19 protein-coding genes are annotated in these 20,883 nt (G+C 62.6%); 10 read left to right on the forward strand and 9 right to left on the reverse strand.

What is annotated here, in order from left to right:
- The first annotated feature begins 3 nt into the window (after nt 1-3).
- Both KUG41_RS05535 and KUG41_RS05540 read left to right on the forward strand, forming a co-directional pair.
- On the forward strand, nt 4-759 hold the full coding sequence (locus KUG41_RS05535; RefSeq protein WP_216901905.1) for an NADH dehydrogenase subunit K: 756 nt from the start codon (nt 4-6) through the stop codon (nt 757-759).
- A complete protein-coding gene (locus KUG41_RS05540; protein ID WP_216901907.1) occupies nt 752-1,330 on the forward strand; it encodes an NAD(P)H-quinone oxidoreductase subunit J in 579 nt (192 codons plus the stop codon). Before KUG41_RS05535 ends, KUG41_RS05540 begins: the two co-directional genes overlap by 8 nt.
- On the opposite strand, the gene KUG41_RS05545 is transcribed toward KUG41_RS05540, so the two are convergent.
- From KUG41_RS05545 to KUG41_RS05560, 4 genes are all read right to left on the reverse strand, one after another.
- Nucleotides 1,327-2,172, reverse strand: coding sequence for a glycosyltransferase (locus tag KUG41_RS05545; protein WP_216901909.1), 846 nt, complete (start codon nt 2,170-2,172; stop codon nt 1,327-1,329). The genes KUG41_RS05540 and KUG41_RS05545 overlap by 4 nt on opposite strands.
- A complete protein-coding gene (locus KUG41_RS05550; protein ID WP_216901911.1) occupies nt 2,165-3,346 on the reverse strand; it encodes a glycosyltransferase in 1,182 nt (393 codons plus the stop codon). The genes KUG41_RS05545 and KUG41_RS05550 overlap by 8 nt, the downstream gene beginning before the upstream one ends.
- A gap of 120 nt (nt 3,347-3,466) precedes the next feature.
- On the reverse strand, nt 3,467-4,372 hold the full coding sequence (locus KUG41_RS05555) for a glycosyltransferase family 2 protein (RefSeq protein WP_216901913.1): 906 nt from the start codon (nt 4,370-4,372) through the stop codon (nt 3,467-3,469).
- Complete coding sequence (locus KUG41_RS05560) at nt 4,372-5,610, reverse strand: glycosyltransferase (protein ID WP_254216870.1); 1,239 nt, start codon at nt 5,608-5,610, stop codon at nt 4,372-4,374. The genes KUG41_RS05555 and KUG41_RS05560 overlap by 1 nt, the downstream gene beginning before the upstream one ends.
- A 643-nt stretch (nt 5,611-6,253) precedes the next feature.
- On the opposite strand from KUG41_RS05560, the gene KUG41_RS05565 reads away from it, so the two are divergent.
- Nucleotides 6,254-6,550 (forward strand): hypothetical protein, encoded by a 297-nt coding sequence (locus tag KUG41_RS05565; RefSeq protein WP_216901917.1) that lies wholly within the window; start codon nt 6,254-6,256, stop codon nt 6,548-6,550.
- 90 nt (nt 6,551-6,640) lie between these two features.
- Here the strand turns inward: KUG41_RS05565 and KUG41_RS05570 are convergent, their stop codons facing one another.
- Nucleotides 6,641-7,657 (reverse strand): glycosyltransferase family 2 protein, encoded by a 1,017-nt coding sequence (locus KUG41_RS05570; protein WP_216901919.1) that lies wholly within the window; start codon nt 7,655-7,657, stop codon nt 6,641-6,643.
- A gap of 708 nt (nt 7,658-8,365) precedes the next feature.
- On the opposite strand from KUG41_RS05570, the gene KUG41_RS05575 reads away from it, so the two are divergent.
- Both KUG41_RS05575 and KUG41_RS05580 read left to right on the forward strand, forming a co-directional pair.
- Entirely contained in the window at nt 8,366-9,286 is a 921-nt protein-coding gene (locus tag KUG41_RS05575; RefSeq protein ID WP_216901926.1) for a bifunctional 2-polyprenyl-6-hydroxyphenol methylase/3-demethylubiquinol 3-O-methyltransferase UbiG, read from the forward strand.
- A gap of 221 nt (nt 9,287-9,507) precedes the next feature.
- Nucleotides 9,508-10,359, forward strand: coding sequence for an FkbM family methyltransferase (locus KUG41_RS05580; RefSeq protein ID WP_216901928.1), 852 nt, complete (start codon nt 9,508-9,510; stop codon nt 10,357-10,359).
- An 87-nt stretch (nt 10,360-10,446) separates the two neighbouring features.
- Here KUG41_RS05580 and yvcK read toward each other — a convergent pair whose 3' ends face one another.
- Nucleotides 10,447-11,763, reverse strand: coding sequence for a gluconeogenesis factor YvcK family protein (gene yvcK, locus KUG41_RS05585; protein WP_216901930.1), 1,317 nt, complete (start codon nt 11,761-11,763; stop codon nt 10,447-10,449).
- A 272-nt stretch (nt 11,764-12,035) separates the two neighbouring features.
- On the opposite strand from yvcK, the gene KUG41_RS05590 reads away from it, so the two are divergent.
- Together KUG41_RS05590 and KUG41_RS05595 are read left to right on the forward strand one after the other, a co-directional pair.
- Nucleotides 12,036-12,794 (forward strand): ABC transporter ATP-binding protein, encoded by a 759-nt coding sequence (locus KUG41_RS05590; RefSeq protein ID WP_254216882.1) that lies wholly within the window; start codon nt 12,036-12,038, stop codon nt 12,792-12,794.
- A gap of 4 nt (nt 12,795-12,798) precedes the next feature.
- Entirely contained in the window at nt 12,799-13,821 is a 1,023-nt protein-coding gene (locus tag KUG41_RS05595) for an MlaD family protein (protein WP_216901940.1), read from the forward strand.
- Here the strand turns inward: KUG41_RS05595 and bchD are convergent.
- Nucleotides 13,808-15,886 carry a magnesium chelatase ATPase subunit D gene (gene bchD / locus KUG41_RS05600; protein ID WP_216901942.1) on the reverse strand — a complete coding sequence of 693 codons (2,079 nt, stop codon included), beginning with the start codon at nt 15,884-15,886 and terminating at the stop codon, nt 13,808-13,810. The two genes, KUG41_RS05595 and bchD, sit on opposite strands and share 14 nt — an antisense overlap.
- Before the next feature lie 45 nt (nt 15,887-15,931).
- On the reverse strand, nt 15,932-16,624 hold the full coding sequence (locus tag KUG41_RS05605) for a class I SAM-dependent methyltransferase (RefSeq protein WP_254216871.1): 693 nt from the start codon (nt 16,622-16,624) through the stop codon (nt 15,932-15,934).
- A 287-nt stretch (nt 16,625-16,911) separates the two neighbouring features.
- Between KUG41_RS05605 and folK the strand changes: the two genes are divergently transcribed.
- Genes folK through KUG41_RS05620 form a run of 3 tightly spaced genes read left to right on the forward strand, consistent with a single transcriptional unit; the run spans nt 16,912 to nt 19,632 of the window.
- The gene (folK, locus tag KUG41_RS05610; protein WP_216901944.1) at nt 16,912-17,505 is read left to right on the forward strand and encodes a 2-amino-4-hydroxy-6-hydroxymethyldihydropteridine diphosphokinase; all 594 of its coding nucleotides are present in this window, start codon (nt 16,912-16,914) and stop codon (nt 17,503-17,505) included.
- A 52-nt stretch (nt 17,506-17,557) separates the two neighbouring features.
- Entirely contained in the window at nt 17,558-18,118 is a 561-nt protein-coding gene (locus KUG41_RS05615; RefSeq protein WP_216901946.1) for an NUDIX domain-containing protein, read from the forward strand.
- Nucleotides 18,118-19,632, forward strand: coding sequence for an FAD-binding domain-containing protein (locus KUG41_RS05620; RefSeq protein WP_216901948.1), 1,515 nt, complete (start codon nt 18,118-18,120; stop codon nt 19,630-19,632). Before KUG41_RS05615 ends, KUG41_RS05620 begins: the two co-directional genes overlap by 1 nt.
- Nucleotides 19,633-19,654: 22 nt before the next feature.
- Here the strand turns inward: KUG41_RS05620 and KUG41_RS05625 are convergent, their stop codons facing one another.
- Nucleotides 19,655-20,857: a DegT/DnrJ/EryC1/StrS aminotransferase family protein gene (locus tag KUG41_RS05625; RefSeq protein ID WP_216901950.1), complete on the reverse strand. Its 1,203-nt coding sequence runs from the start codon at nt 20,855-20,857 to the stop codon at nt 19,655-19,657.
- Nucleotides 20,858-20,883: the final 26 nt, after the last annotated feature.

The raw sequence follows: 20,883 nt of genomic DNA on the forward strand, positions 1-20,883 counted from the left end.
ACCATGACCCTCACCCCCACCCCTGACTCGCTGTCCGCCGCCGCCCTGCGCGACCTGCGCGAGGCCAGCTGCGGCCCCGTGGGCGCCCCCGGCGTCACGGCTGATCTCTCTGAGAACATCATTCTCACCAGCCTCGACGACCTGCACAACTGGGCGCGGCTGAGCAGCCTCTGGCCCCTGCTCTACGGCACGGCCTGCTGCTTCATCGAGTTCGCAGCGTTGATCGGCTCCCGCTTCGACTTCGACCGCTTCGGCCTGGTGCCCCGTTCCAGCCCGCGGCAGGCCGACCTGATCATCGTGGCCGGCACCGTCACGATGAAGATGGCGCCGGCCCTGGTGCGGCTCTATGAGCAGATGCCTGAGCCGAAGTACGTGATCGCCATGGGAGCCTGCACCATCACCGGCGGCATGTTCTCCGCCGACTCCACCACGGCGGTGCGGGGTGTCGACAAGCTGATCCCGGTGGATCTCTACCTGCCCGGCTGCCCGCCGCGGCCGGAAGCGATCTTCGACGCGGTGATCAAGCTGCGCAAGAAGGTGGGCAACGAAACCTTCGCCGAGCGCGGCAATCTGCGTCCCACCCACCGCTACTGCACGATCCCGCACCAGATGAAGCGGGTGGAGCCGATCGTCACCGGCGCCTACCTGCGCGCTGAAACCCAGCAGGCCGCTCTGGCCGCCGCCGCCGGCCTGCCGATGGCTGCCGGCACCCAGGCCGAAGCCGTTTCCGCCCCCACCGCCCCCAGCACCGATGCCTGAGGAGACTCCCGCCACCACGGCCGCCGGCGCCATCGAAGGGCCTGCGCCCGGCCCCGTGGCCACCTGGCTCACCGGCCAGGGTTTCGATGCCACCGATCTCGGCCCCGACCATGAGGGCGTGGAGATGCTGGGGGTCGAAGCGGCCGCCCTGCCCCTTGTCGCCACGGCCCTCAAGGCCGCCGGCTTCGACTACCTCCAGTGCCAGGGCGGCTACGACGAAGGTCCCGGCGGCCGGCTGGTGAGCTTCTACCACCTGGTGAAGATGGCCACGATGGTGGATCAGCTGGCGGCCCTGGCCGACGGCAACGGTCCCCTGCCGGCGGAGGCTCATCCGGAGGAGGTGCGCCTGAAGGTGTTCCTGCCTCGCGACGGGGCCCTCAGCATCCCCAGCCTCTACGGTCTGTTCCGTGGCGCTGACTGGCAGGAGCGGGAAACCTTCGACATGTTCGGCATCAGCTTCGAGGGCCATCCCCATCCCAAGCGGCTGCTGATGCCGGAGGACTGGAAGGGGTATCCGCTGCGGAAGGATTATGTGCAGCCGGACTTTTATGAGATGCAGGATGCGTATTAAAGGCCTGATTTGCGGTATTCCTGTATCATTTCTCTCAGGCTATTGAGAACGGAAGCCGCCAGCCTGAAGCAATGCGGATTCCAGCCAGTCTTTGTCAGCAGGGCCAACCTGCACTCAAGAATGGCATGAAGTCTGATCAAACGATTGGCATCAATAGCTGATGTTGTATTCGCTGAGTGCACTCTGTAACCCGTGAGGGCAAGATCAAGATAAAGAAACCGTCCTTTTCCAGCCAGCAGACACCAGCACAACAAGTCCTCGTATTGATGGGGACGATAGGGAATCGCAAAGTTGATGCATTTGATGACTCGCGCCCTCACCATCACTGATGAGGTATTGATGTAGTTGTTGACGAGATATTCCTTGTGCCTCCTTAGTGAATAAGGGCCTCTTGGATTGTGGCGGAAGTAGCCTTCGAAGCTCTCTGCCCGGTTCCGATCACCGATCACGGTGATGGCTGAGTGGCACAGCACCACATCGGGGTGGGCGTTCAATGCCCTGACCTGGGTTTCAAGCTTTTCGGGATAGAAGGTGTCATCCCCGTCGAGAAAAGCCACATGGTCTCCGGTCGCAGCGCGTACGCCCCTTTGTCTGGTGGCACTGGGGCCGAGGTTGGCATGGTGCGGATGGCTGAGGAGTTCAAGGGATGGGAAGTGATCGGCTTTCAGCCTTTGCAGCTCTTTCCATGTTCCATCCGTGGAACCATCATCAACGGCGATCACCTGGTGAGGAGCAAGGGTCTGGTGGAAGGCCGATGTGATCGTCTCTTCAATGAACGGTCTGCAGTTGAAACAGGGGATCACGATGCTGACGCGATCGCCTCTGGTGGGATGATCAGCCATCGGCCAGCAGTTCGATCAATGCCGAACGCAGTCGCTCAGGGGTGTGTTGCTCCGCGAAGGCCTGCCAGCCGCTGTTTGTTTCGGCCTGATCGAGATAGGGATCCTGGATCATCCGGTGCAGTGTTCCGGCAATGGTATCCACATCGCCTTCCGGAGCGACTTCCCCGAGAGAATACTGTTTGGCGAGATCAGCCATCAGATGGCCATCGCTCACGAGGATGGGCTTCTTCAGCAGAGCAGCCTTGGTCATGATGTTGCTGGTGTTGGGGAAATCGCTGTAGGCCGCATAGATCACATCTGAAATCTGAATCATCTGATTCAGGCAGGCTTCACTGGAGAGGCGCTGGAGGTGACAGTAGAGGTTCGGTGCATCTTCCCAGGAACGTTGCAGTGCCATTCGGGTCGGTGTGTCGATCTCTCCCCAGTAGATTTCTCCACCCAGAAAGAAGAAGGCCTCCTTCAGTTCAGAGCGCTGCAGGGCGGCGGTGAACTCCACCAGTCCCTTGGTCCGCTGCAGGTGCCCCACCAGGGAGATGATGCGCCGATTTCCGGCCATGGCTTTCACCTTGGCGGGCAGGCCACTGGGGGGCTCCAGCTGAAGATCAGTGAAATCCGGGAAAGCCACCACCCGCTTGTCGGGGCCTGCGAGGGACTGAAGCGCGGGGATGATCCACGGGTCGGCAACGGCGATTCCCCTGCAGGAAGGAAGGGGCACGAAACGCTCCGGACAGGAGAGGCCCCCCGTGTAGGGGATGGCTTTGCCTGGCATTCGGAAGGGGCGGGAGTTGTAGTACAGGCCGGTCCAGGGGAATCCGAACTGGTGCTGGGCGTGGCGGAAATCGCGGAAGTCGTCGTCGTACATCCAGGCGAAGAACACCTGATCGATCTTCTTTCCATGCTGCTTCTGCCAGCGGCGGAGCTGTTTGCCGATGATGCCGAAGTGTCGGTTCGCCCTGACGAGTCGGTTGACTCGCCTGTTCGGGCCGCGCCCAATGGGCACCAGGTGGACGGGTTGGGGTTGGCAAATCCTTTCTCTATAGCCCCTCCCTTTGGCCGGCTCAGCTAGGTTCAACGTCTCGTTAAGTCTTTCCTGGAAATCCTTTGGCTGGTTGCAGAGAGGTATAACGCGAGCTCCCAACTCAGCTAGGGCGAGAGCGAGGCGAATGGCATACATGGGGTGGTGACCCATCCAATGCCATTCGATCAAGGCTATGGTTTTTCCGTCGAGAGCTTCTGAATGCTGATGAGAAGAGATGAATGTTGAGGGTTTAGGTCTTAGAGTGTTATCCACGAGCTAAGAATGAAAGGGAGATCGCATTCTTTGCCACTGATGAACTTCATCATTCCATCGTATTTCTCGATAGCCTGCAGCGTTGATCAGGTTTTTCACAGATGGAAAAGAGATCAAAAGATTTGCAAGACATAGCATTCTGGTGAGTGTGTTATTTCGCAGAAGCGATAGCAGTCGGAACGTTTTCGCACATCTCAATGTTTTTCGGTCAATTCGATCCTCCATTGTTGCTATGGCCTTGAGCGCTTCGATATGACACTCTTCCTTGTTCATCAAAGCCCTGTTCTCGCCTGTGTTCCTCCATCCACCTAGGAGTGCATCTACATGGTAAAGGTCTGCATAAAGAAAGAATCGTGACCAAAGCTCCACGTCTACCATTAGCTTATAGTCGGGGTTGATCTGAGAGCCTGCTTTCCTCCAAAGATTTCTGCTCCAGAAAACTGATTCCTGTTGTATCCAATGGTAGTTCCATGTGAGATAACTATAGATATTCTTTGGGTTTCTCATGGGATGAACCATCACGCCGCCCTTTGTCCAGAAGCCATTCCATCCCTGGATCCATTCGACATCCTCAAATTCCATGAAGATATCAGCCACGGTGCTAAGAGTCCACGGTGTCTGCATATCGTCACTATTGAGCCAGCAGAGAATATCTCCAGAGCAACGACTGAATCCCTTGTTGAGAGCATCGGCGTGGCCAGAGTCTGGTTCGCTGATCCAGTAAGAAAGACTTGACTGGTGAGCTTGGATAATCTCCACTGACCCATCTGTGCTGCCTCCATCAATTACGATGTATTCCAGATTTGGATACTTCTGATTGAGGACTGAGGAAAGACACGCTTCTAGATAGGGTGCTTGGTTGAAGGAAGGAGTGACAACCGATATCTTTGGGACGTTTGTGAGTCTCATTAACTACCTCTCATGTTTGATGCCAAGGTCATTCGGTAGACATTGGCATAGAGGGACGCAATTCTTGCAGGGGCCCAGAGCAACTCGGCACGGCTCCTTGCCTGTTCACCAAGTCTACGGGTGCGATCGGGATCGGCAAGAACCCAGGCGATTTCCTGGCGGAGTGAGGCCACTTCAAAGGGCTTCGCAAAGGCGCCAGTGATGCGATCATCAATGATGTCCTGGAGGCCGGATGTGCGAAAGGCCACCACCGGAGTGCCGCAGGCGTGAGCTTCGATAGCAATATTAGGAAGATTGTCCAATCTTGAAGGCACCACAACGGCATCGGCAGCCGAATAGTACATACTGAGTTTTGCATCATTGCTAATGTGCCCGGGATTATGAATAGGAAAGCCGAGCTTCATGGCTTCCCCAGCTTGACCCTCCTCACCCAGCACGATCAGCTGCAATTCTGACAGGTCGTGGAGTTCGGAATCGCTTCTGCGGTAAGCCAGCGCAGCCAGCAACAAATCAAATCCTTTGCGCGAATCTGAGATACCCCCGACGGCACCGAAGAGTAGCAGCGGGACATTCTGTGGCAGCCCAAGCTGATCCCGGGCATACTTTGGATCAAAGGGTTTGAACGTGTTGAGATCAATGGGGGTTGGAATGACTTCAACTGGCCATTCCTGCATCAGTGCACTGCGCCGCACACAATCGGCCATCCAGTGGCTTGGGCAAACGATCTGGAGTGGCTGTTGCCATGCTTTGCGCTTGCGATTCCAGGTTCTGCGATTCAAGTCTGCCCCCCGTTCATGGGAGAGCCGATTGAAATTTGTGTACCCGAATATGAATCGTTCATCCACAGCCGGTGGAGGCATCACATAGTGCTCAGCTCCGCAGAAGGCCCATTGGTCGTGCAGGGTCCACACGATGGGCTTGCGAAGACAGCCGATCTCCTCCACGGAAAGGGTAGGAACGTGACCTTGCCACTGCCCAACCCACTGCAGGTGTAGCAAGTCAGCATCGGAGGCGTTGAGTTCTTCAGCCCATCCGCTTCTGCGCAGGGCTGGCGAGTGGAGCACCGGGTTATTAGTGCGGAAGCTACTGTTCCGCATTCTGGCAATACCCAGTCGGATGCGATCATTGAAGCGATCCCATTCCCTTATAGGGCTTACTAACACCGTCGGGTCGTTTGAGTGTTTTACAAACACTTGCATGCGCGACTTGATGTCATGGTCTTTACTGTGATCGACCAAGCATCGGTGAATGCGGTAAGCGGCCCTTGCTGCTCCTCCCGAGGTGTCGTAGGGATTAACGACGAGTATGTTCAAGAATCCTCATGAAGTTTGGGCCTCGTCCTGCAGGGTGGGCGAATGTCGGCTGTTGCCGTTCTTGAAGCGACAACTCATACCCTATCATCTCTGCTGGTTTGCACATACATCGATTAAAGGCCTTTTTGAGGTCTTCCGTTGCCGTCTCGATATCCAGAGAGGTGAGAAAGGAAGCCCAGCCTTTCGGCTTGATTGGAAGGTTTCTCTTTTTACATCTACGAAGCCACAGATCTCTAGAATAGGAGTGCAATTGCTCGAAATCCCAGAGCCGGTGATGCAGTGCTCCCACGGTGGAAAGGCTGACATTCTGGTTGACGGATGGGTGGGGCAGCGTGCGGAGAAGCCATGAGTGCCAAGCCTTCTGCAGGCTGTATCGCCATGCCATGCGGCTATTTCTGTGTTTCAAAACCCAGCGTAACCAATGGAATACTGATGAACTCTCAGTCACCTTTTCATACATGCCGACGAATTCAGCGTAGTGAGAAAAAGATGAAAGTTCTTTCCGACTTCTCTCTTAAAGAAAGGCCCGCCTCTTTTCATGGTTGGTCGGATCCTTGTTGTACTTTTCATGGACTTTGCCAAGCTCGCCTCCAGGTTCTCTACGCACACACTGGTCGATACTCTCAAGTACGAGAAGCTCTGCCTTCTCGCTCTCTCTCTGAACGGTGGCGTAGGTATTCCCAGCAAATATTTTCAAAGTTTGGCAGAACTAGCCGAGGGGTTTCCCCCGGTTTCAGATCGAGATGGCACTCTCTCAAGAATGCCGGCACCTTCGGGCCTGGTACGTGCTCAAGCAGGTGAGATGATTATCCCAAGTCTGCTGATTGGTCAGCACAGGGAAGCCTCTTCAGCAAGTCTGCCCTGATTAGCGCGGGATCATCCGAGTTGTAGTCCACGTTCAACCAGCCTGGCTGATTGACATATACAGCTCCACAACCAAGATTGATACTGATTGTCATCGATCTTCTATGCTATGGGGGGTTCTCTCGAGAGACTTTCTAGCTAGCGTTCTGAATCTCTTCGGGATGGTGGAGAGCAGCCGTGCACGAACTGTTGCCCGCCAATGGTTTCGATGGCTTTGCTCCTGCGGAGGCCTATTTTCATCAGCATCCTGATAACAAAAAACTGTCTTAAAAGTTGAGCGATCCGCCATCGAATTACGCAGGATCCAGCATGGGTGGACGATTTCACCGAGACTCCTATCGATCTTGGTTGAATACTGCTCTGTTTTGGTGTGGGTGGCATCAGCTCCGTAGCCTATATTCTCGACCAGATTCTGGTTGGGAAGAGCTATCAAGCCACCATTAGCGAAGACGGTGTAGCACCACTGGTAATCCCATGTGTCGGGCTCTCCCTCATTCCGGAGCAGGTCCCACGTGTTGCTCCAAAACGCTTTCTCAGTTGGGTCAGTAAAAATGGTTTCCATGAGGTCGGACTTCTTCAGAGCGGGCCAGCTTTTCAGCTCACTGTCGTAATGCTTCCAGCACCTTCGCCATGAAGCCCAACCCCAGCAGTGCGGGTAGCGGCTGAAATAGTAACTCCCGTCTCCCCGCCACGTTCCACCTTGGAAATTGCTTCCGGCGATTCCCCAAATTCTGCTATCATCTCGATATCGTTCAAGAAGTTCAGAACAAAAAGGAAGAAATTCTTGGCTGGGTCGGCAGTCGTCTTCTAGGATGATCCCCTCTTCCACATTGCTAAAAAACCAACTTACAGCATCACTCACTCCGATTCTGCAGCCTTGATTGGCTTTGCTATATCTCTTCTCGATCGTACATGGCCAATTGATTTCAGATCTGCAAACCTCTTTAACTGCTTCAACAAGTTCAATGTCTTCGGCGTGATCTGGCCGCGGCCCGTCACAAGCAACAAAGACGTGGCTAGGTCTCATCGGCCTGATTGATTCAATTACTCGTTGGGTCTGTTGAGGCCTGCGCCAGGCGATTAACAGGATTGGCGTGTTGAAAGACATGTTAGTGGGCCACCGTTATATCAGGATGGTAGCAGGTTTCTCGGAATATGCTTGCTTCGATCTTATCTCCTTGTTCTTCTTTCGACCTCTGCATTGAGTTGGGTGCCCCATTGGTATTGCGAGGAATTCTGGATCTGCTGGCACATTCGCTTTTTCTAGCCCACCTTACTCATTATCCCACTATTGCTGCTTTGCCTCCATGTGGCTTAATGACCTCTGTCTGACCCCTATGCAAAACTTGTCCAGACTATGGCAAGAAGTCCCTGCAGTCGGATCTAACCCTTTGCCGCTTTACCCCCGAATTGCTTCCGTACGGATTACCTGCTGGTTGAATCTCGTCAATGACCTTTAAGATTCTATTGCTCTCCTCGGCGCTGTGCTAATTATCTTTCTTGTCTGAATTTCTTGGAGTGCAGGGTCTACAGCTGTGGATAGCTTCCCATTAGCCTTCTGCCTGCAACCTCTCAACAGCATTGTAGTTCCCATCCAACGGTAACTTCCTGCTCTAGGGCAATCAACCAATTCTCCCAGCTCTGGATTGGCTGTGGATGAGGGCTTGGCCTCTGATGATCTGTGAAATACCCATCGGCGTGTTTTAAGTGGCGTAGCAGTTTCGAAAGGTTTGGCTCCAAAGGCATCTAGCTGTATGATAATGCGGCGAACGTATTCTCAGCCTTTGTCCAAAGTGGCCTTACTCTACGGCGTATGTTGAGCCCTCTTTCCGGATCAGCTGATGTTGAGCTCTTACATGAAGTAGATGCGGCTTTAATCTCCAAGCGATGGAGAGATGAGCTTGGTATTCACTGGGAGCCTGCTGACAACATGGATCGCATTCAATATTGGCGGGATCATACAACAGGTTTACTATTCTACTCGCCGCCTGAAGCGGCTGGCGAGGCCGATATCTATCTTCAGCTGCAGAGACTGCCTTGGTATTATATGTCTGAAAAATGGGAGTTCACGAGCGCGTTGAGAATTCTTGCTGGTCATCAAAGCCAGCAACAGCTGCTTGAAGTTGGTATCGGTAAAGGTAGTTTCTTGCAAAAAGCGAAACTTCAAGGCTTGGACGTTTCTGGCGTGGAGCTCAACCCAGATGCGGCTGCTTCTGCGAGGCGGCTCGGCTTTACCATCCATGAGATGAGTCTTCATGATTTAGCTACAGCATACCCATCATGTTGGGATGTCGTCTGCGCGTTTCAAGTCATTGAGCATCTTCCAAGCCCAAGAGAGTTCCTCGAAGATGCCGTCAGATTGCTGAGACCCGGAGGCTTGCTCCTTCTTTCAGTTCCTAATGCTGAAATTTCTTGCCAGCTTGACCCTTGCCGTGAGGTACTGCTGGATCAGCCCCCTCATCATATGAGTCACTGGGACAACGCAGTTTTTCAAAGCCTGGAGAAACTCTTTCCCCTTAAGATCCTCGAAAGTGCTTACGAACCCCTGGCCCCATATCATGTTGACTGGTTTGTAGACTCTTGGGCGAAGCTGCCTCGGCCTCGTACTCCCAGGATGTTCATAAAAGTGATGCTGAGTCGCCATTTCTCATCTTCCTTTCGGTTTGCACTATCCGCAGGAATGAGGCGCTTTGTCCGAGGGCATACTTTGCTTGCCTGCCTCGAGAAGCAGGCCTAAAATCTCTATCCGCAAACTGCCAATCTTCTGTCATGAGAATATGTGACGGTAAGCCAACGTCACCTCGTTTCAGCTGCTTAAGTGCTGGTTCTGATCTTGCTCATACTATATTCTTCTCTTATCCTGCCGCTTGGGCTAAGAAAATGAATTCTTGCCGAAAGAGACTGTTTGGTCCTCGCATCATTACACGGCTACGAGTATTGACGGCGGTGTTGCGTATGATGCCATTCTTTCTTAGGCTTGCCATTCTGAAGGCCCAAGAAAGCGAGTATCACATTGATGATTATGCTCGTACCTATGGAAGCCTTAAAAATCGAGACTATCATCAGTTTCTTCTTCGTGTAGGACTGCGGGGCCTTGGCATTCTTAATTATAAAAACCCAATTGATTCTGGTGAGCTGGGCTTTCTTTCTGGATTCTTGAGAGAATACGATAGTGACGGCTGGCTGGTTGTTGACGTTGGCGCAAATGCTGGTGACTTTGCCTCCTGGGTATTATGTTCCTCCAGGTCCATTAGAGTCATTTCGTATGAGCCTAGCCCATCGTCATGCGCTAAGTGCAAGATAAACCTGACACCATATTCTGATAGATGGTCGTTGGTTGAAAAAGCCATTGGTGATAGCGTGGAGGCAGCAACTCTGTGGGATTATTCGATAGATGCAGGAAGTGTCCATGCAAGCATGTATAGAGATGTCATTGAGAAGATACATGGTTCTGCGGCCGCTCCCATTGCCATCCAGCAATCCACACTTGACCAGGAGCTAATCACGACGGGAATGAAGATCTGCTTGTTGAAGTATGACATCGAGGGCCATGAGCTTAAGGCGCTTCAGGGGTCAAGGAAATTAATTGGCCTTCACAAGCCCCCGGCTATTCTGATTGAATTCAATGAGATGAATGCATTGTCGGGCTCATCTTTCTTTATGATCTCAAAAGAAATCGGCCCCAACTATCTTCCGTATCGATTGCTTCCGGGTGGAGAGCTCCTGCCTCTCGCCGGCTTGCCATTGGTAATGACTGAACTATACGCTTTTCAGAATATTGTCTTTTTGCTTCATCGCGACTTCGCGTGAAACTCTTATCTCGTTTGGTTCCCTAAGAAGGAGGTTGGAGTTGTCGGTGTCGAATCCGTCACGGATGACTGAGCCAGCCCCGTCGGCTCAATCCCTCTTGTGCCTCCGAAAGTACCGAATCACCTCCTTCGCCACACTCCGCGGCTCATGCCGCAGGGTGGCACTGGGCCGGGCCCCCTGCAGCGGCGCCAGGATCACCTCATAGCCCTGCTGGCGCAGCTGGACGGTGTCGCAGGTGACGGGTTCGGCGCCGCGCATTCGGTAGAGGTCCAGCAGGCTGGAATCGGCCAGGTCTTCCTGGGCCAGCACGGCAGTGAACAGGCGTTGCTCGATGCCGAGGCTGGCGAGCTGGGCTTCGATCGCCCGCAGGTGGCCGCCCACGTCGAGGCCGTCGGTTTCGCCGGGCTGGGTCATCAGGTTGCAGATGTAGAGCCGCGGCGCCTTGCTGGCGCTGATGGCGCTCACCAGTTCTGGCACCAGCAGATTCGGCAGCAGGGAGGTGTAGAGGCTCCCGGGGCCCAGCACGATCAGATCCGCATGGGCGATCGCCTCCAGCGCGCGTGGCAGCGCCGGCGGTCGCTCCGGCGTGCAGCCCAGGCGCACGATCGGGCAGGGGGCGTGGCCGATCTGGGATTCCCCTTCGATCCGTTCGCCGTTCTCCAGTTCGGCCCATAGCCGCACGTCGGCGTTGGTGGCGGGCACCACCTGGCCCTGCACCGCCAGCACCCGGCTGCTGGCGATGATCGCCGATTCCAGGCTGCCGGTGATGGCGGTGAGGGCGCTCAGAAACAGGTTGCCGAAGCTGTGACCCTCCAGCCCGCTGCCGGCCTTGAATCGGTACTGGAACAGGCGGGTGAGCAGGGGCTCCTCGCGGGCCAGGGCCGCCAGGCAGTTGCGGATGTCGCCCGGGGGCTGCACCCCCAGCTCCCGCCGCAGCACGCCGCTGCTGCCGCCGTCGTCGGCCACGGTCACGATGGCGGTGAGGTTGCTGCTGTAGCGCTTCAGGCCGCTCAGCAGCGTCGCCAGGCCCGTGCCGCCGCCGATGGCCACGACGTTGGGCCCCCGGTTCAGGCGCCGCTGGGCCAGCAGGGCATCCACCAGGAGCGTGTCCTTCTCCGGCGCCAGGGCCTGCTGGATCGCCCCGAAGCTGCGGCTCTGGCCCAGCCAGACCAGGCCGGCGCCGATCAGCAGCACCAACGGTCCGGTGATGCCCCGGGGCATCACCTGGGTGAGGCGGTTCAGGCCCCAGCGGATCGTCTCCAGGGTCCAGTAGATCGGCTGCAGGTCGGCCCACACCGCTGCCCCCAGCAGGGCGATCACCAGCCCCAGGCCCGAGGTGATCATCCAGCGCTTCACCACCAGCCCCGGCTGCAGCCAGCGGGCCGCCCGCCGCGAGCGGCTCATCAGATCCTGCTGACGCAGATCCCCCCGGCCCACCCAGCGGGGGCGGCCGGGGCGGGGGACGCCTCGGCGACGCCGTGCGTTCGCAGCGGGGCCTCGAACGGTCAAGGGCAGGGCGTCGCGACGCGGCAGATACCACCCGAACTGTACGGATGAAAAGTCCGCCCTGACCCGCCAGGATGGGCGCCCGGCCCCCGGGGCCTGTTCGCGACGCTTCCTTGGCTTCCAGCCCCTCCACCCTGCCGGCCCCTGTCTCCGCAACCCCGGTGGCCGAGATGGAGAACGTCGGTATGCGCTGGGGATCCAACCGGGTTCTTGACGGCATCGATCTCAGCCTTCGCCCCGGCGAGCGACTGGTGGTGGTGGGGCCGTCCGGGTCGGGAAAGTCCACCGTGCTGCGCCTGCTGGCGGGCCTGCAGCTGCCCACCTCCGGCCTGGTGCGCATCCACGGCGAAGCCCAGACCTACCTGCGCCTGGATCAGCGTCACCCCCCGGACGTGCGCATGGTGTTCCAGAACCCCGCCCTGCTGGCCTCCCTCACCGTGCGGGAGAACGTGGGCTTCCTGCTCTACCGCTTCAGCCGCCTGGGGGAGCGGGAGATCGCCGAGCGGGTGGATCAGGCCCTGCAGGCCGTGGGCCTGGCGGGCATCGAGGAGCAGATGCCCGGCGAGCTCAGCGGCGGCATGCAGAAGCGGGTCAGCTTCGCCCGCGCCCTGATCGAAGACCCCACCGCCCCACCCTCCCGCAAGCCCCTGCTGCTGTTCGATGAGCCCACCGCCGGCCTGGATCCGGTGGCCTGCACCCGCATCGAAGACCTGATCGTGCGCACCTCCGAGCTGGTGCAGGCCTCCTCCCTGGTGGTGAGCCACGTGATGAGCACGATCGACCGCTGCGCCGAGCAGGTGGCCCTCCTCTACGACGGCCGTTTCCAGTGGACCGGCTCGGTGGAGGACTTCCGCGCCAGCGACAATCCCTATGTGGTTCAGTTCCGGAGCGGTAGTCTGCACGGACCGATGCAGCCGGCCGAGAACTGAGCCCATGCGCCGGAGTGTTCGTGAAGCCCTGGTTGGATTCTCCCTGCTCGCCGCCATCGCCAGCGGCCTGGGCCTGTGGTTCTGGCTGCGCGGCATCTCCCTGAGCCGCAACACCTGGACCATCCGGGCCTCCTTCGCCGATGCCGCCGGCCTGGCGGAGCGCTCGCCGGTCAGCTATCGCGGCGTGCTGGTGGGCAATGTACGCAAGATCAGGGTCACCGACTCCGCGGTTGTCGCCGATCTCGAGATCACCGACCCGCGCCTGCGCCTGGCCCGGCCCCTGGTGGCCAGGGTCGCTGCCGCCTCCCTGCTGGGGGGTGATGCCCAGGTGTCGCTGCTGGCCGGCGGCGGCCCCCTGCCGGCCAGCCTGCCCGGCCCCCGGGAGCCGGGCTGCAACGACAGCCGCATGGTCTGCGACGGCGGCAAGGTGAGCGGCATCGCCGCCGCCAACCTCGACACCGTCACCCAGACGGTGCAGAACCTGCTTGAACAGGCCGAACGCGAACAGCTGGTGACCCAGATGGTGGCGGCCACCGCCGCCTTCGCCAAGACGGCCAAGGAAACCGAGAAGCTCACCAAGAGCGGCGAGGTGTTCCTGAGCGACGCCCAGAAGCTGGTGCTCAATCTGAACCGCTCGGTGGGCAAGGTGGATCCCATCCTCAGCAACCTCAACCTCGCCAGCGCTGACGCGGCCAAGGCCAGCAAGCACGTCAGCAACCTCGCCGCGGCCCTCGACAACCCCAGGACCCTCGCCGACCTTCAGGCCACCCTGGCCAACGCCAAGCAGCTCACCGATCGCTGGTCGGCCGTAGGCGGGGATATGAGCAAGCTCACCGGCGACCCGAAGTTCCTCGACGGCATCCGCAGCGTCTCGATCGGCCTCGGCAAGTTCTTCGAGGAGCTCTACCCCGCCAGGGTCGACGCTGCCCGCGATCGGCAGGCCCGCCAGGAGGCGCGGCGGAAGGAGGCCGAGGCGGCCCGCCAGGCGGCCCAGGACCGGCTCGCCCCCACCGTCAGAAACCGTTGATCGCCTCCATGGCGATGGCGGCGATGGCCTGGTCGCTCGCCTTCGGCAACTGCACATAACGGCCGCCGGCCGCCTCGGCCAGCTCCTTGCCCATGCCGCTGCCGATGAACTTGCGCTCGGTGTCGATCACCAGCAGCTTCAGGCCCAGGGCCCGGTACCGGCCTGCCACCTGGCGCAGCTCCTCCTTGAGATCCACCGGCTCCTCCCCCTCCAGCACCGGCTGGCCCAGGGATCGGCTCAGGGGCACGTTGCCGCGGCCATCGGTGATCGCCACCACCACCACCTGGCCCAGGTCGCCGGTGGCCAGGGCGTTGGCCCCCACCCGGGCGGCCTGGGTGAGGCCGTGGGCCAGGGGCGATCCGCCGCCGCAGGGCATCGATTCCAGCCGCCGGCGGGCGGCGGTGATCGAGCGGGTGGGGGGCAGCAGCACTTCGGCCTGCTCGCCGCGGAAGGGGATCAGGGCCACCTCGTCGCGGTTTTCGTAGGCCTCGGTGAGCAGCCGGATCACGGCCCCCTTGGCGCTCTGCATGCGGTTGAGGGCCATTGAGCCGCTGGCATCCACCAGGAAGATCACCAGGGCCCCCGCCTTGCGCTGCAGCTGCTTGGCCCGCAGGTCGCCCTCCTCCACGATCACCCGCCGGTGGGGCTCCCGGGCCCGCCGGGCCTTCTGATACGGCGCCGCGGCCCGCAGGGTGGCATCCACGGCGATGCGGCGCACGGGACCGCGGGGCAGCATCGGTTTCACGTAGCGGCCGCGGCTGTCGCTGAACACCACCGCCCGGCTGCCGCTGCCGCCGCTCTTGGCCTTGGCCGAGGCGAACAGCAGCAGGTCCGGGTCGATGGCGGTGGCCTCCGGATCGAGCAGGAACTCCTCCGGAATCTGGGGCGGGGCCTGGTCTTCGGGGTTGTCGTCCTCTTCGGGCGGCTCCTCCTCTTCGGGGGACTCGTCTTCGGGGGACTCGTTCTCGTCGGGCTCCGGCTCTTCGGGGGGCTGCTCCCCCTGGGGCGGCGGCGGCGGTGGGGGCTCCATCGGCTGGTCCGGGTCCGGCGGGGGCAGCTGCAGGGCCCGCGGGGCGATCACCAGCCGCACCGCCACCTGCAGATCGTCGGCCTCCACCCGGTCGCGGCCGCACAGGGCCGCATGGGCCCGGGCCACCCGCACCGCGTAGAGCTCGGCCCGGTGCCCCTCCACGCCGCCGCGCAGGGCCTCGAGCACCAGGTAGCGGATCTGCTCCCGCTCGATGGCCACGTCGGGCAGCCACTGGCGGGCCAGCAGCAGCTGGGTCGCCAGGGCCTCGGTCTCCTCCTGCCAGCGGGCCCGGAAGGCGCCGCTGGATTCGCCGTGGTCGAGGGCCGAACGGGTGATCGCCACCCGCTGCTCGGTGGCCAGGAGCTGGTTGGCCGACAGGGCGATGGCGAAGCGATCCAGCAGGTGGTCGCGCACCGCCCCCTCCTCCGGGTTGTAGGTGGCGATCAGCAGGCAGCGGCAGGGGTGGGCCAGGCTCAGCCCCTCCCGCTCGATCCGGTTCTCCCCCGAGCCCACCGCCGCCAGCAGCAGGTTGGTGATGCCGTCGTCGAGCAGGTTGAGCTCATCGACATAGAGCACCCCCCGGTGGGCCTCCGCCAGCAGCCCCGGCTGGAACACCGGCGCCCCGGCGTTCAGGGAGGCGGCCACGTCCACCGAGCCGATCAGCCGGTCTTCGGTGACCCCCAGGGGCACCTGGATGAAGGGGGCCGGGATCACCTTGGTGGGCAGCAGGGCGGCCGGATCGGCGCCGCTGGGATCGCCGCCCAACTCGGTGATGCGGCTTCGGGTGGCCGCGTCCCATTCGTCGGGCCGGGTGGGGTCGGCCTGCAGCAGGCCGGGGCCGTCCGCCAGGTCGATCACGTCGATCGGCGGCAGCAGCGCATGCAGCCCCCTCGCCAGCACCGACTTGCCCGTGCCGCGCCCCCCCGCGATCACCACCCCGCCCAGACCCGGATCCACCGCCGCCAGCAGCAGCGCCAGCTTCAGGGTGCCGTGGCCGGTGATGGCCGCCAGGGGAAAGCTGCCGCTGACGACCATGGGGGCGGAGGCAGGGTGGGGGCAGGTCAGTCTCGCCGATGGGGGTCAGGCCTTCCGCATCAGTGTCAGCAGGTCGTGGAGGCTGTGGCCCTGGGCCATCAGTTCAAAGGTTCCGGAGAAGCCGTACATCCGGGCCCAGGGGTGCTCCTGCCCCTTCCGGCAGAAGTAGAGCGGCAGGGTGTTCTCCGTGATCGGGTTCACATGGGTGGGATCCTGAAACACTTCCTGGGAGGGAAAGGCCGGTGTCTTGGAGAAGAAGATGCCGCCCGGTTTGAGCACGCGGTGAATCTCATCCATCAGCGCCACGAAGGGGAAGCGGGTGCTCCCGGCGGTACAGACCACCCGGGGAACGTGTTCGATGAAGTCGAAGGCCGTCACGAAGTCGAAGCAGGAATCGGGAAAGGGAATCGGTCCATTGCTGAGATCGGCCGAAACCACCCCATGCTCCGGGATGTTGCGGATGTCGATCCCGTGGGACCGCCCCGCCTTGAAGGGGTTGCGGGGCACCGTCCCGCAACCCAGATCCAGCGTGCTGGCCTCGGCCAGTGGCTCCTGTGCCTGCTGATGCTGCTGCAGAAAATCGTCGCTCGTCTGGTCATGCTTCGCACCGACCAGGGGAGATCCCAGGGGCCTCGGTATCCCCATGGCCAGCCGGATGTGCGGGGCCAGAAGCTGGGGGAGGCTCTCCGGCATCTCTTCCGCCAGCTGCCAGAGGATCTGATCGACAAGGGATCGCATCAGAGAGTTCTTGACCCGCCGCAGGCTGTTTCTCAGTCTCACCAGATGGCTTCCCCGTCAGACGGAATCAGTCTGCACACCCGTTTGGGGGTCGCTCTGATCGCGTCCTCGCCGCCCGCGAAGGCCCGCGATATCTGGAAACCAACCGTGGAGGGCAACGCGTGCGGCGAAAGAGTGCAGCCCATTGATCTCGGCCCGATCAGGGAGGCCGGTGGCCGGCACCCTCGTCCGGCTGATCAGCGACCCGCCGGGATCCCCGTCGGCGCCAGTCTCCGGCTGCTTCGCTGATGCCATCCATTGCCATCGGTCTGGGGGCCAACCTCGGCGATTCGCTCGCCATCCTGCTGGCCGTGCGGCCCCTGCTGAGCGCCCGGCTGGGCGCCTGGGCGGAGGCCTGGGCCGATGCGCCGCGGCGCGGCAGCGCCATGAGCCTCCGATGGTCGCCTCTGTTTCGCACGGTTCCGGTCGGCGGTCCGCCGGGGCAGCCCCCCTTTCTCAATGGGGCACTGCTGCTCACCCTTCCCACTCTCCCCAGCAGCGCGGCGGTGGCCTCGGCCCCTGCCGCGCTGCTGGAGGAGCTGTTGCGGCTGGAAGCCCGCTTCGGCCGGGTGCGCCGCGAGCGCTGGGGACCGCGCAGCCTCGATCTCGACCTGCTCTGGTGCGGCGACCTCACCTGTGCCGGCCCGGAGCTGGTGCTGCCCCACCCGCGCCTGGGCGAGCGCACCTTCGTGCTCGCTCCCCTGGCGGCGATCGATCCCACTCTCCGGCTGCCGGGGGAGGAGGTCAACGCGGACGATCGGCTGGCGGCCCTGCTGGCCCGGCCGGGCGAGATCCCCCCGCGGCCCCTGCCGGGCCGCCCCGGCTGGCCCGAGGGGCCCTGAACCGCGCCGGCGGCGCATGCCGGGCACACTGGGGGCCCGAACCGCCTGCCCCATGGCTCCCCTGCCGCCCCCCGAGCCCCCCACCCACCTGGAAACCACCGCCGCTCTCCAGGCCCGCAAGGTGCGCTTCGAGCTCAACCGGGTGGTGCTGCCCATCGGCATCGAGGGCACCTACGGGGTGATCCGCCATCCCGGCGCCTCCCTGGCGGTGCCCGTGCTCGCCGATGGCCGGGTGGTGATCCTGCGCCAGTACCGCTTCGCCGTGGCGGGCAGGCTGCTGGAGTTTCCGGCCGGCACCCTGGAGGAGGGGGAGCAGCCCCTGGGCTCGATGCAGCGGGAGCTGGAGGAGGAGACGGGCTACAGCGCCAGCCGCTGGGATCCCCTGGGCGCCATGCACCCCTGCCCCGGCTACTCCGACGAGCTGATCCACCTGTTCCTGGCCCGGGATCTCACCCTCCTCCAGGACCGCCCCCCCGGGGACGACGACGAGGACATGGAGGTGCTGCTGCTGGAGCCGGCCGCCCTGGATGCGGCCATCGCCAGCGGCGATGAGGCCCTCGACGGCAAGACCGTGACCGCCTGGTTCCGCGCCCGCCAGCTGCTGGCCCTCTGATGGCCGCTCCGGGGTCCTTGGAGCGCTGGCTGTTCTGGCACCGGCGCGACCTGCGCCTGGCCGACAACCTGGGCCTGGCCGCCGCCGCCGCCGCCACCCCCGCCGTCACCGGCCTGTTCGTGCTCGACCCGGCGCTCCTGGCCGATCCGGCCATGGCGCCGGCCCGGATCTGGTTCCTCTGCCAGAGCCTGCAGGAACTGGCGGCCCGCTGGCAGGCGGCCGGCAGCCGGTTGCTGCTGCTGCGGGGCGACCCGGAGGCTTTAGTGCCCCTGGCGGCCCGGGCCACCGGAGCCGCCGTGGTGGCCTGGAACCGGGATGTGGAGCCCTACGGCCGCGAGCGCGACCGGCGGGTGGCGGCGGCCCTGCGCGGCCAGGCCACCCGGGTGCTGGTCGACTGGGACCAGCTGCTGGTGGCGCCGGAGGCGATCCGCACCGGAGCCGGCGAGCCCTACCGCGTCTATGGCCCGTTCCTGCGCAACTGGCGCGGCCAGCTGGAGGGGCGCGCGGGGCTCGGCTCGGCGGCGGCCGGGGGGCTGGAGCCGGTGGCGGCCCCCACCGGCCTGCAGGATCTGGATCCCGCCGCCTTCCCTGCGGAACGGGCGGCCCTCTGGAACGAGCTGCCCCGGCTGGAGGCCGTGCCCACGGCCGAGGCCCTGGGTTTCACCTTCGGCGGCGCCGACCTCTGCCCCTGCCGCCCCGGGGAGGCGGCCGCCGCCGCCCAGCTGGCGGCCTTCGCCGATGGCGGCGTCAACGGCGGGGCCCTGGCCGCCTACGAGCCCGGGCGGAATCTCCCCGGTGAGGCCGGCACCTCCGGACTCTCGGCCGCCCTCAAGTTCGGCACCCTCAGCCCCCGCCAGGCCTGGGCTGCCGCCCAGGCCGCCCGCCAGCTCGCCCGCAGCGAGGAGGCCCTCACCTCCATCGGCGTGTGGGAGCAGGAGCTGGCCTGGCGCGAGTTCTACCAGCAGGCCCTGTTCCATTTCCCCGAGCTGGCCGACGGCCCTTACCGGCCCCAGTGGCGCCACTTCCCCTGGGAGAACGACCCGGCGCGGCTGGCTGCGTGGGAGCAGGGGCTCACCGGCCTGCCGATCATCGACGCCGCCATGCGCCAGCTGAATGAAAGCGGCTGGATGCACAACCGCTGCCGCATGGTGGTGGCCTCCTATCTGGTCAAGGATCTGATCGTCGACTGGCGCCACGGCGAGCGGGCCTTCATGGCCCGCCTGGTGGACGGCGATCTGGCCGCCAACAACGGCGGCTGGCAGTGGAGTGCCAGCAGCGGCATGGATCCCAAGCCCCTGCGCATCTTCAACCCCTCCACCCAGGCGGCCCGCTTTGATCCGGAGGCCGTCTACATCCGCCGCTGGCTGCCGGAACTGGCCCATGTGGCCACCGCCGATCTGATCAGCGGGGAGATCGCCCCCCTGGAACGGCGCGGTTACCCCGAGGTCATCGTCAGCCACAAGTTGCAGCAGGCCCGCTTCAAGGCCCTCCACGCCGGCTTGCCGAAGGGCTAGTCGGGCGGGGCCGCCGAACCGTTCAGGCGGCGACCGCCTCAGCCCCCACCAGCTGCCGCACCGCGGCGATGACGCTGTCCTGCTGCTCGGCGCTGAGTTCGGGGAAGATCGGCAGGCTGAGCACCTCAGCGCAGAGCCGCTCGGTGACCGGCAGGCTGCCGGGGCCATAGCCCAGGTCGGCGTAGGCCGGCTGGCGGTGGATGGGAATCGGGTAGTAGATGATCGTGGTCACGCCCACGTCCTGGAGCTGCTGCTTGAGCCAGTCGCGGCAGCAGGCTTCGGGCAGGCCGTAGCTGGCGCTGTCGGCAGCGGGGATGCAGCCCCCCGCGCAGGCGCTGCCGGCCGCCGGGCAGCGGGGCACCCGCACCACGAACTGGTTCCAGCTGTGACCTTCCGGGCCAGGAGCCGCAGGCACCAGGCCCGGCAGCCCCGCCAGGTCCCGCTGGTAGCGCTCGGCGATGGCCCGGCGGCGCTCCACCCAGCCGGCAAGGTGGGGCAGTTTCACCGAGAGAACGGCCGCCTGCAGGGCATCGAGTCGGCTGTTGTAGCCCAGCTCGGTGTGCAGGTAGCGGCGGGGCATGCCGTGCACCGCCAGCTCCCGGATCCGCTGGGCCAGCTCCGGGTCGCGGCAGACCACCATGCCGCCGTCGCCGGCGGCGCCGAGGTTCTTGGTGGGGAAGAAGCTGAAGCAGCCGGCATCCCCCCAGCCCCCCACCGGCCGGCCGGCCCAGCTGGCGCCACTGGCCTGGGCGCAGTCTTCGATCACCCGCAGGTTGTGGGTGGCGGCGATGGCGCCGATCCGCTCCATGTCCACCGGCCGGCCGAACAGATGCACCGGCATCAGGGCCCGGGTGGCGGGGGTGATGGCGGCATCGATCGCCTCCGGATCGATCAGGTAGGTGTCCGGGTCCACGTCCACGAACACCGGCGTCGCCCCCACGGCGCTGATCGCCTCGGCGGTGGCGAAGAAGCTGAACGAACTGGTGATCACCTCATCGCCGGCCCCGATCCCCAGGCCCCGCAGGGCCAGCACCAGGGCATCGGTGCCGCTGTTGCAGCCGATGGCATGGGGCACGGCGCAGGCGGCGGCAAAGGCGGCCTCGAAGCCGCTGATGGTGGTGCCCCCGATGTACTGGCCGCTGCGCAACACCTCCAGAACGGCCTGATCGAGGGCGTCTCCGAGCTGCCGCAGTTGCTCGCTGAGACTGAAGGGGGGCACATGCATGGCGGCAACATTAAGCCTGCGGATTC

Source organism: Synechococcus sp. CCY 9618 (genome assembly GCF_019038415.1).
Lineage (GTDB): Bacteria > Cyanobacteriota > Cyanobacteriia > PCC-6307 > Cyanobiaceae > Cyanobium.

Coding starts and splice junctions, on each gene's coding strand:
- yvcK (WP_216901930.1), bottom strand. CDS start 11,763: ATGAGCCGCTCGCGGCGGGCGGCCCGCTGGCTGCAGCCGGGGCTGGTG.
- KUG41_RS05545 (WP_216901909.1), bottom strand. CDS start 2,172: ATGGCTGATCATCCCACCAGAGGCGATCGCGTCAGCATCGTGATCCCC.
- KUG41_RS05565 (WP_216901917.1), top strand. CDS start 6,254: ATGGACTTTGCCAAGCTCGCCTCCAGGTTCTCTACGCACACACTGGTC.
- KUG41_RS05620 (WP_216901948.1), top strand. CDS start 18,118: ATGGCCGCTCCGGGGTCCTTGGAGCGCTGGCTGTTCTGGCACCGGCGC.
- KUG41_RS05550 (WP_216901911.1), bottom strand. CDS start 3,346: ATGTATGCCATTCGCCTCGCTCTCGCCCTAGCTGAGTTGGGAGCTCGC.
- folK (WP_216901944.1), top strand. CDS start 16,912: ATGCCATCCATTGCCATCGGTCTGGGGGCCAACCTCGGCGATTCGCTC.
- KUG41_RS05555 (WP_216901913.1), bottom strand. CDS start 4,372: ATGAGACTCACAAACGTCCCAAAGATATCGGTTGTCACTCCTTCCTTC.
- KUG41_RS05605 (WP_254216871.1), bottom strand. CDS start 16,624: ATGCGATCCCTTGTCGATCAGATCCTCTGGCAGCTGGCGGAAGAGATG.
- bchD (WP_216901942.1), bottom strand. CDS start 15,886: ATGGTCGTCAGCGGCAGCTTTCCCCTGGCGGCCATCACCGGCCACGGC.
- KUG41_RS05625 (WP_216901950.1), bottom strand. CDS start 20,857: ATGCATGTGCCCCCCTTCAGTCTCAGCGAGCAACTGCGGCAGCTCGGA.
- KUG41_RS05590 (WP_254216882.1), top strand. CDS start 12,036: ATGGAGAACGTCGGTATGCGCTGGGGATCCAACCGGGTTCTTGACGGC.
- KUG41_RS05535 (WP_216901905.1), top strand. CDS start 4: ATGACCCTCACCCCCACCCCTGACTCGCTGTCCGCCGCCGCCCTGCGC.
- KUG41_RS05570 (WP_216901919.1), bottom strand. CDS start 7,657: ATGTCTTTCAACACGCCAATCCTGTTAATCGCCTGGCGCAGGCCTCAA.
- KUG41_RS05595 (WP_216901940.1), top strand. CDS start 12,799: ATGCGCCGGAGTGTTCGTGAAGCCCTGGTTGGATTCTCCCTGCTCGCC.
- KUG41_RS05615 (WP_216901946.1), top strand. CDS start 17,558: ATGGCTCCCCTGCCGCCCCCCGAGCCCCCCACCCACCTGGAAACCACC.
- KUG41_RS05540 (WP_216901907.1), top strand. CDS start 752: ATGCCTGAGGAGACTCCCGCCACCACGGCCGCCGGCGCCATCGAAGGG.
- KUG41_RS05580 (WP_216901928.1), top strand. CDS start 9,508: ATGCCATTCTTTCTTAGGCTTGCCATTCTGAAGGCCCAAGAAAGCGAG.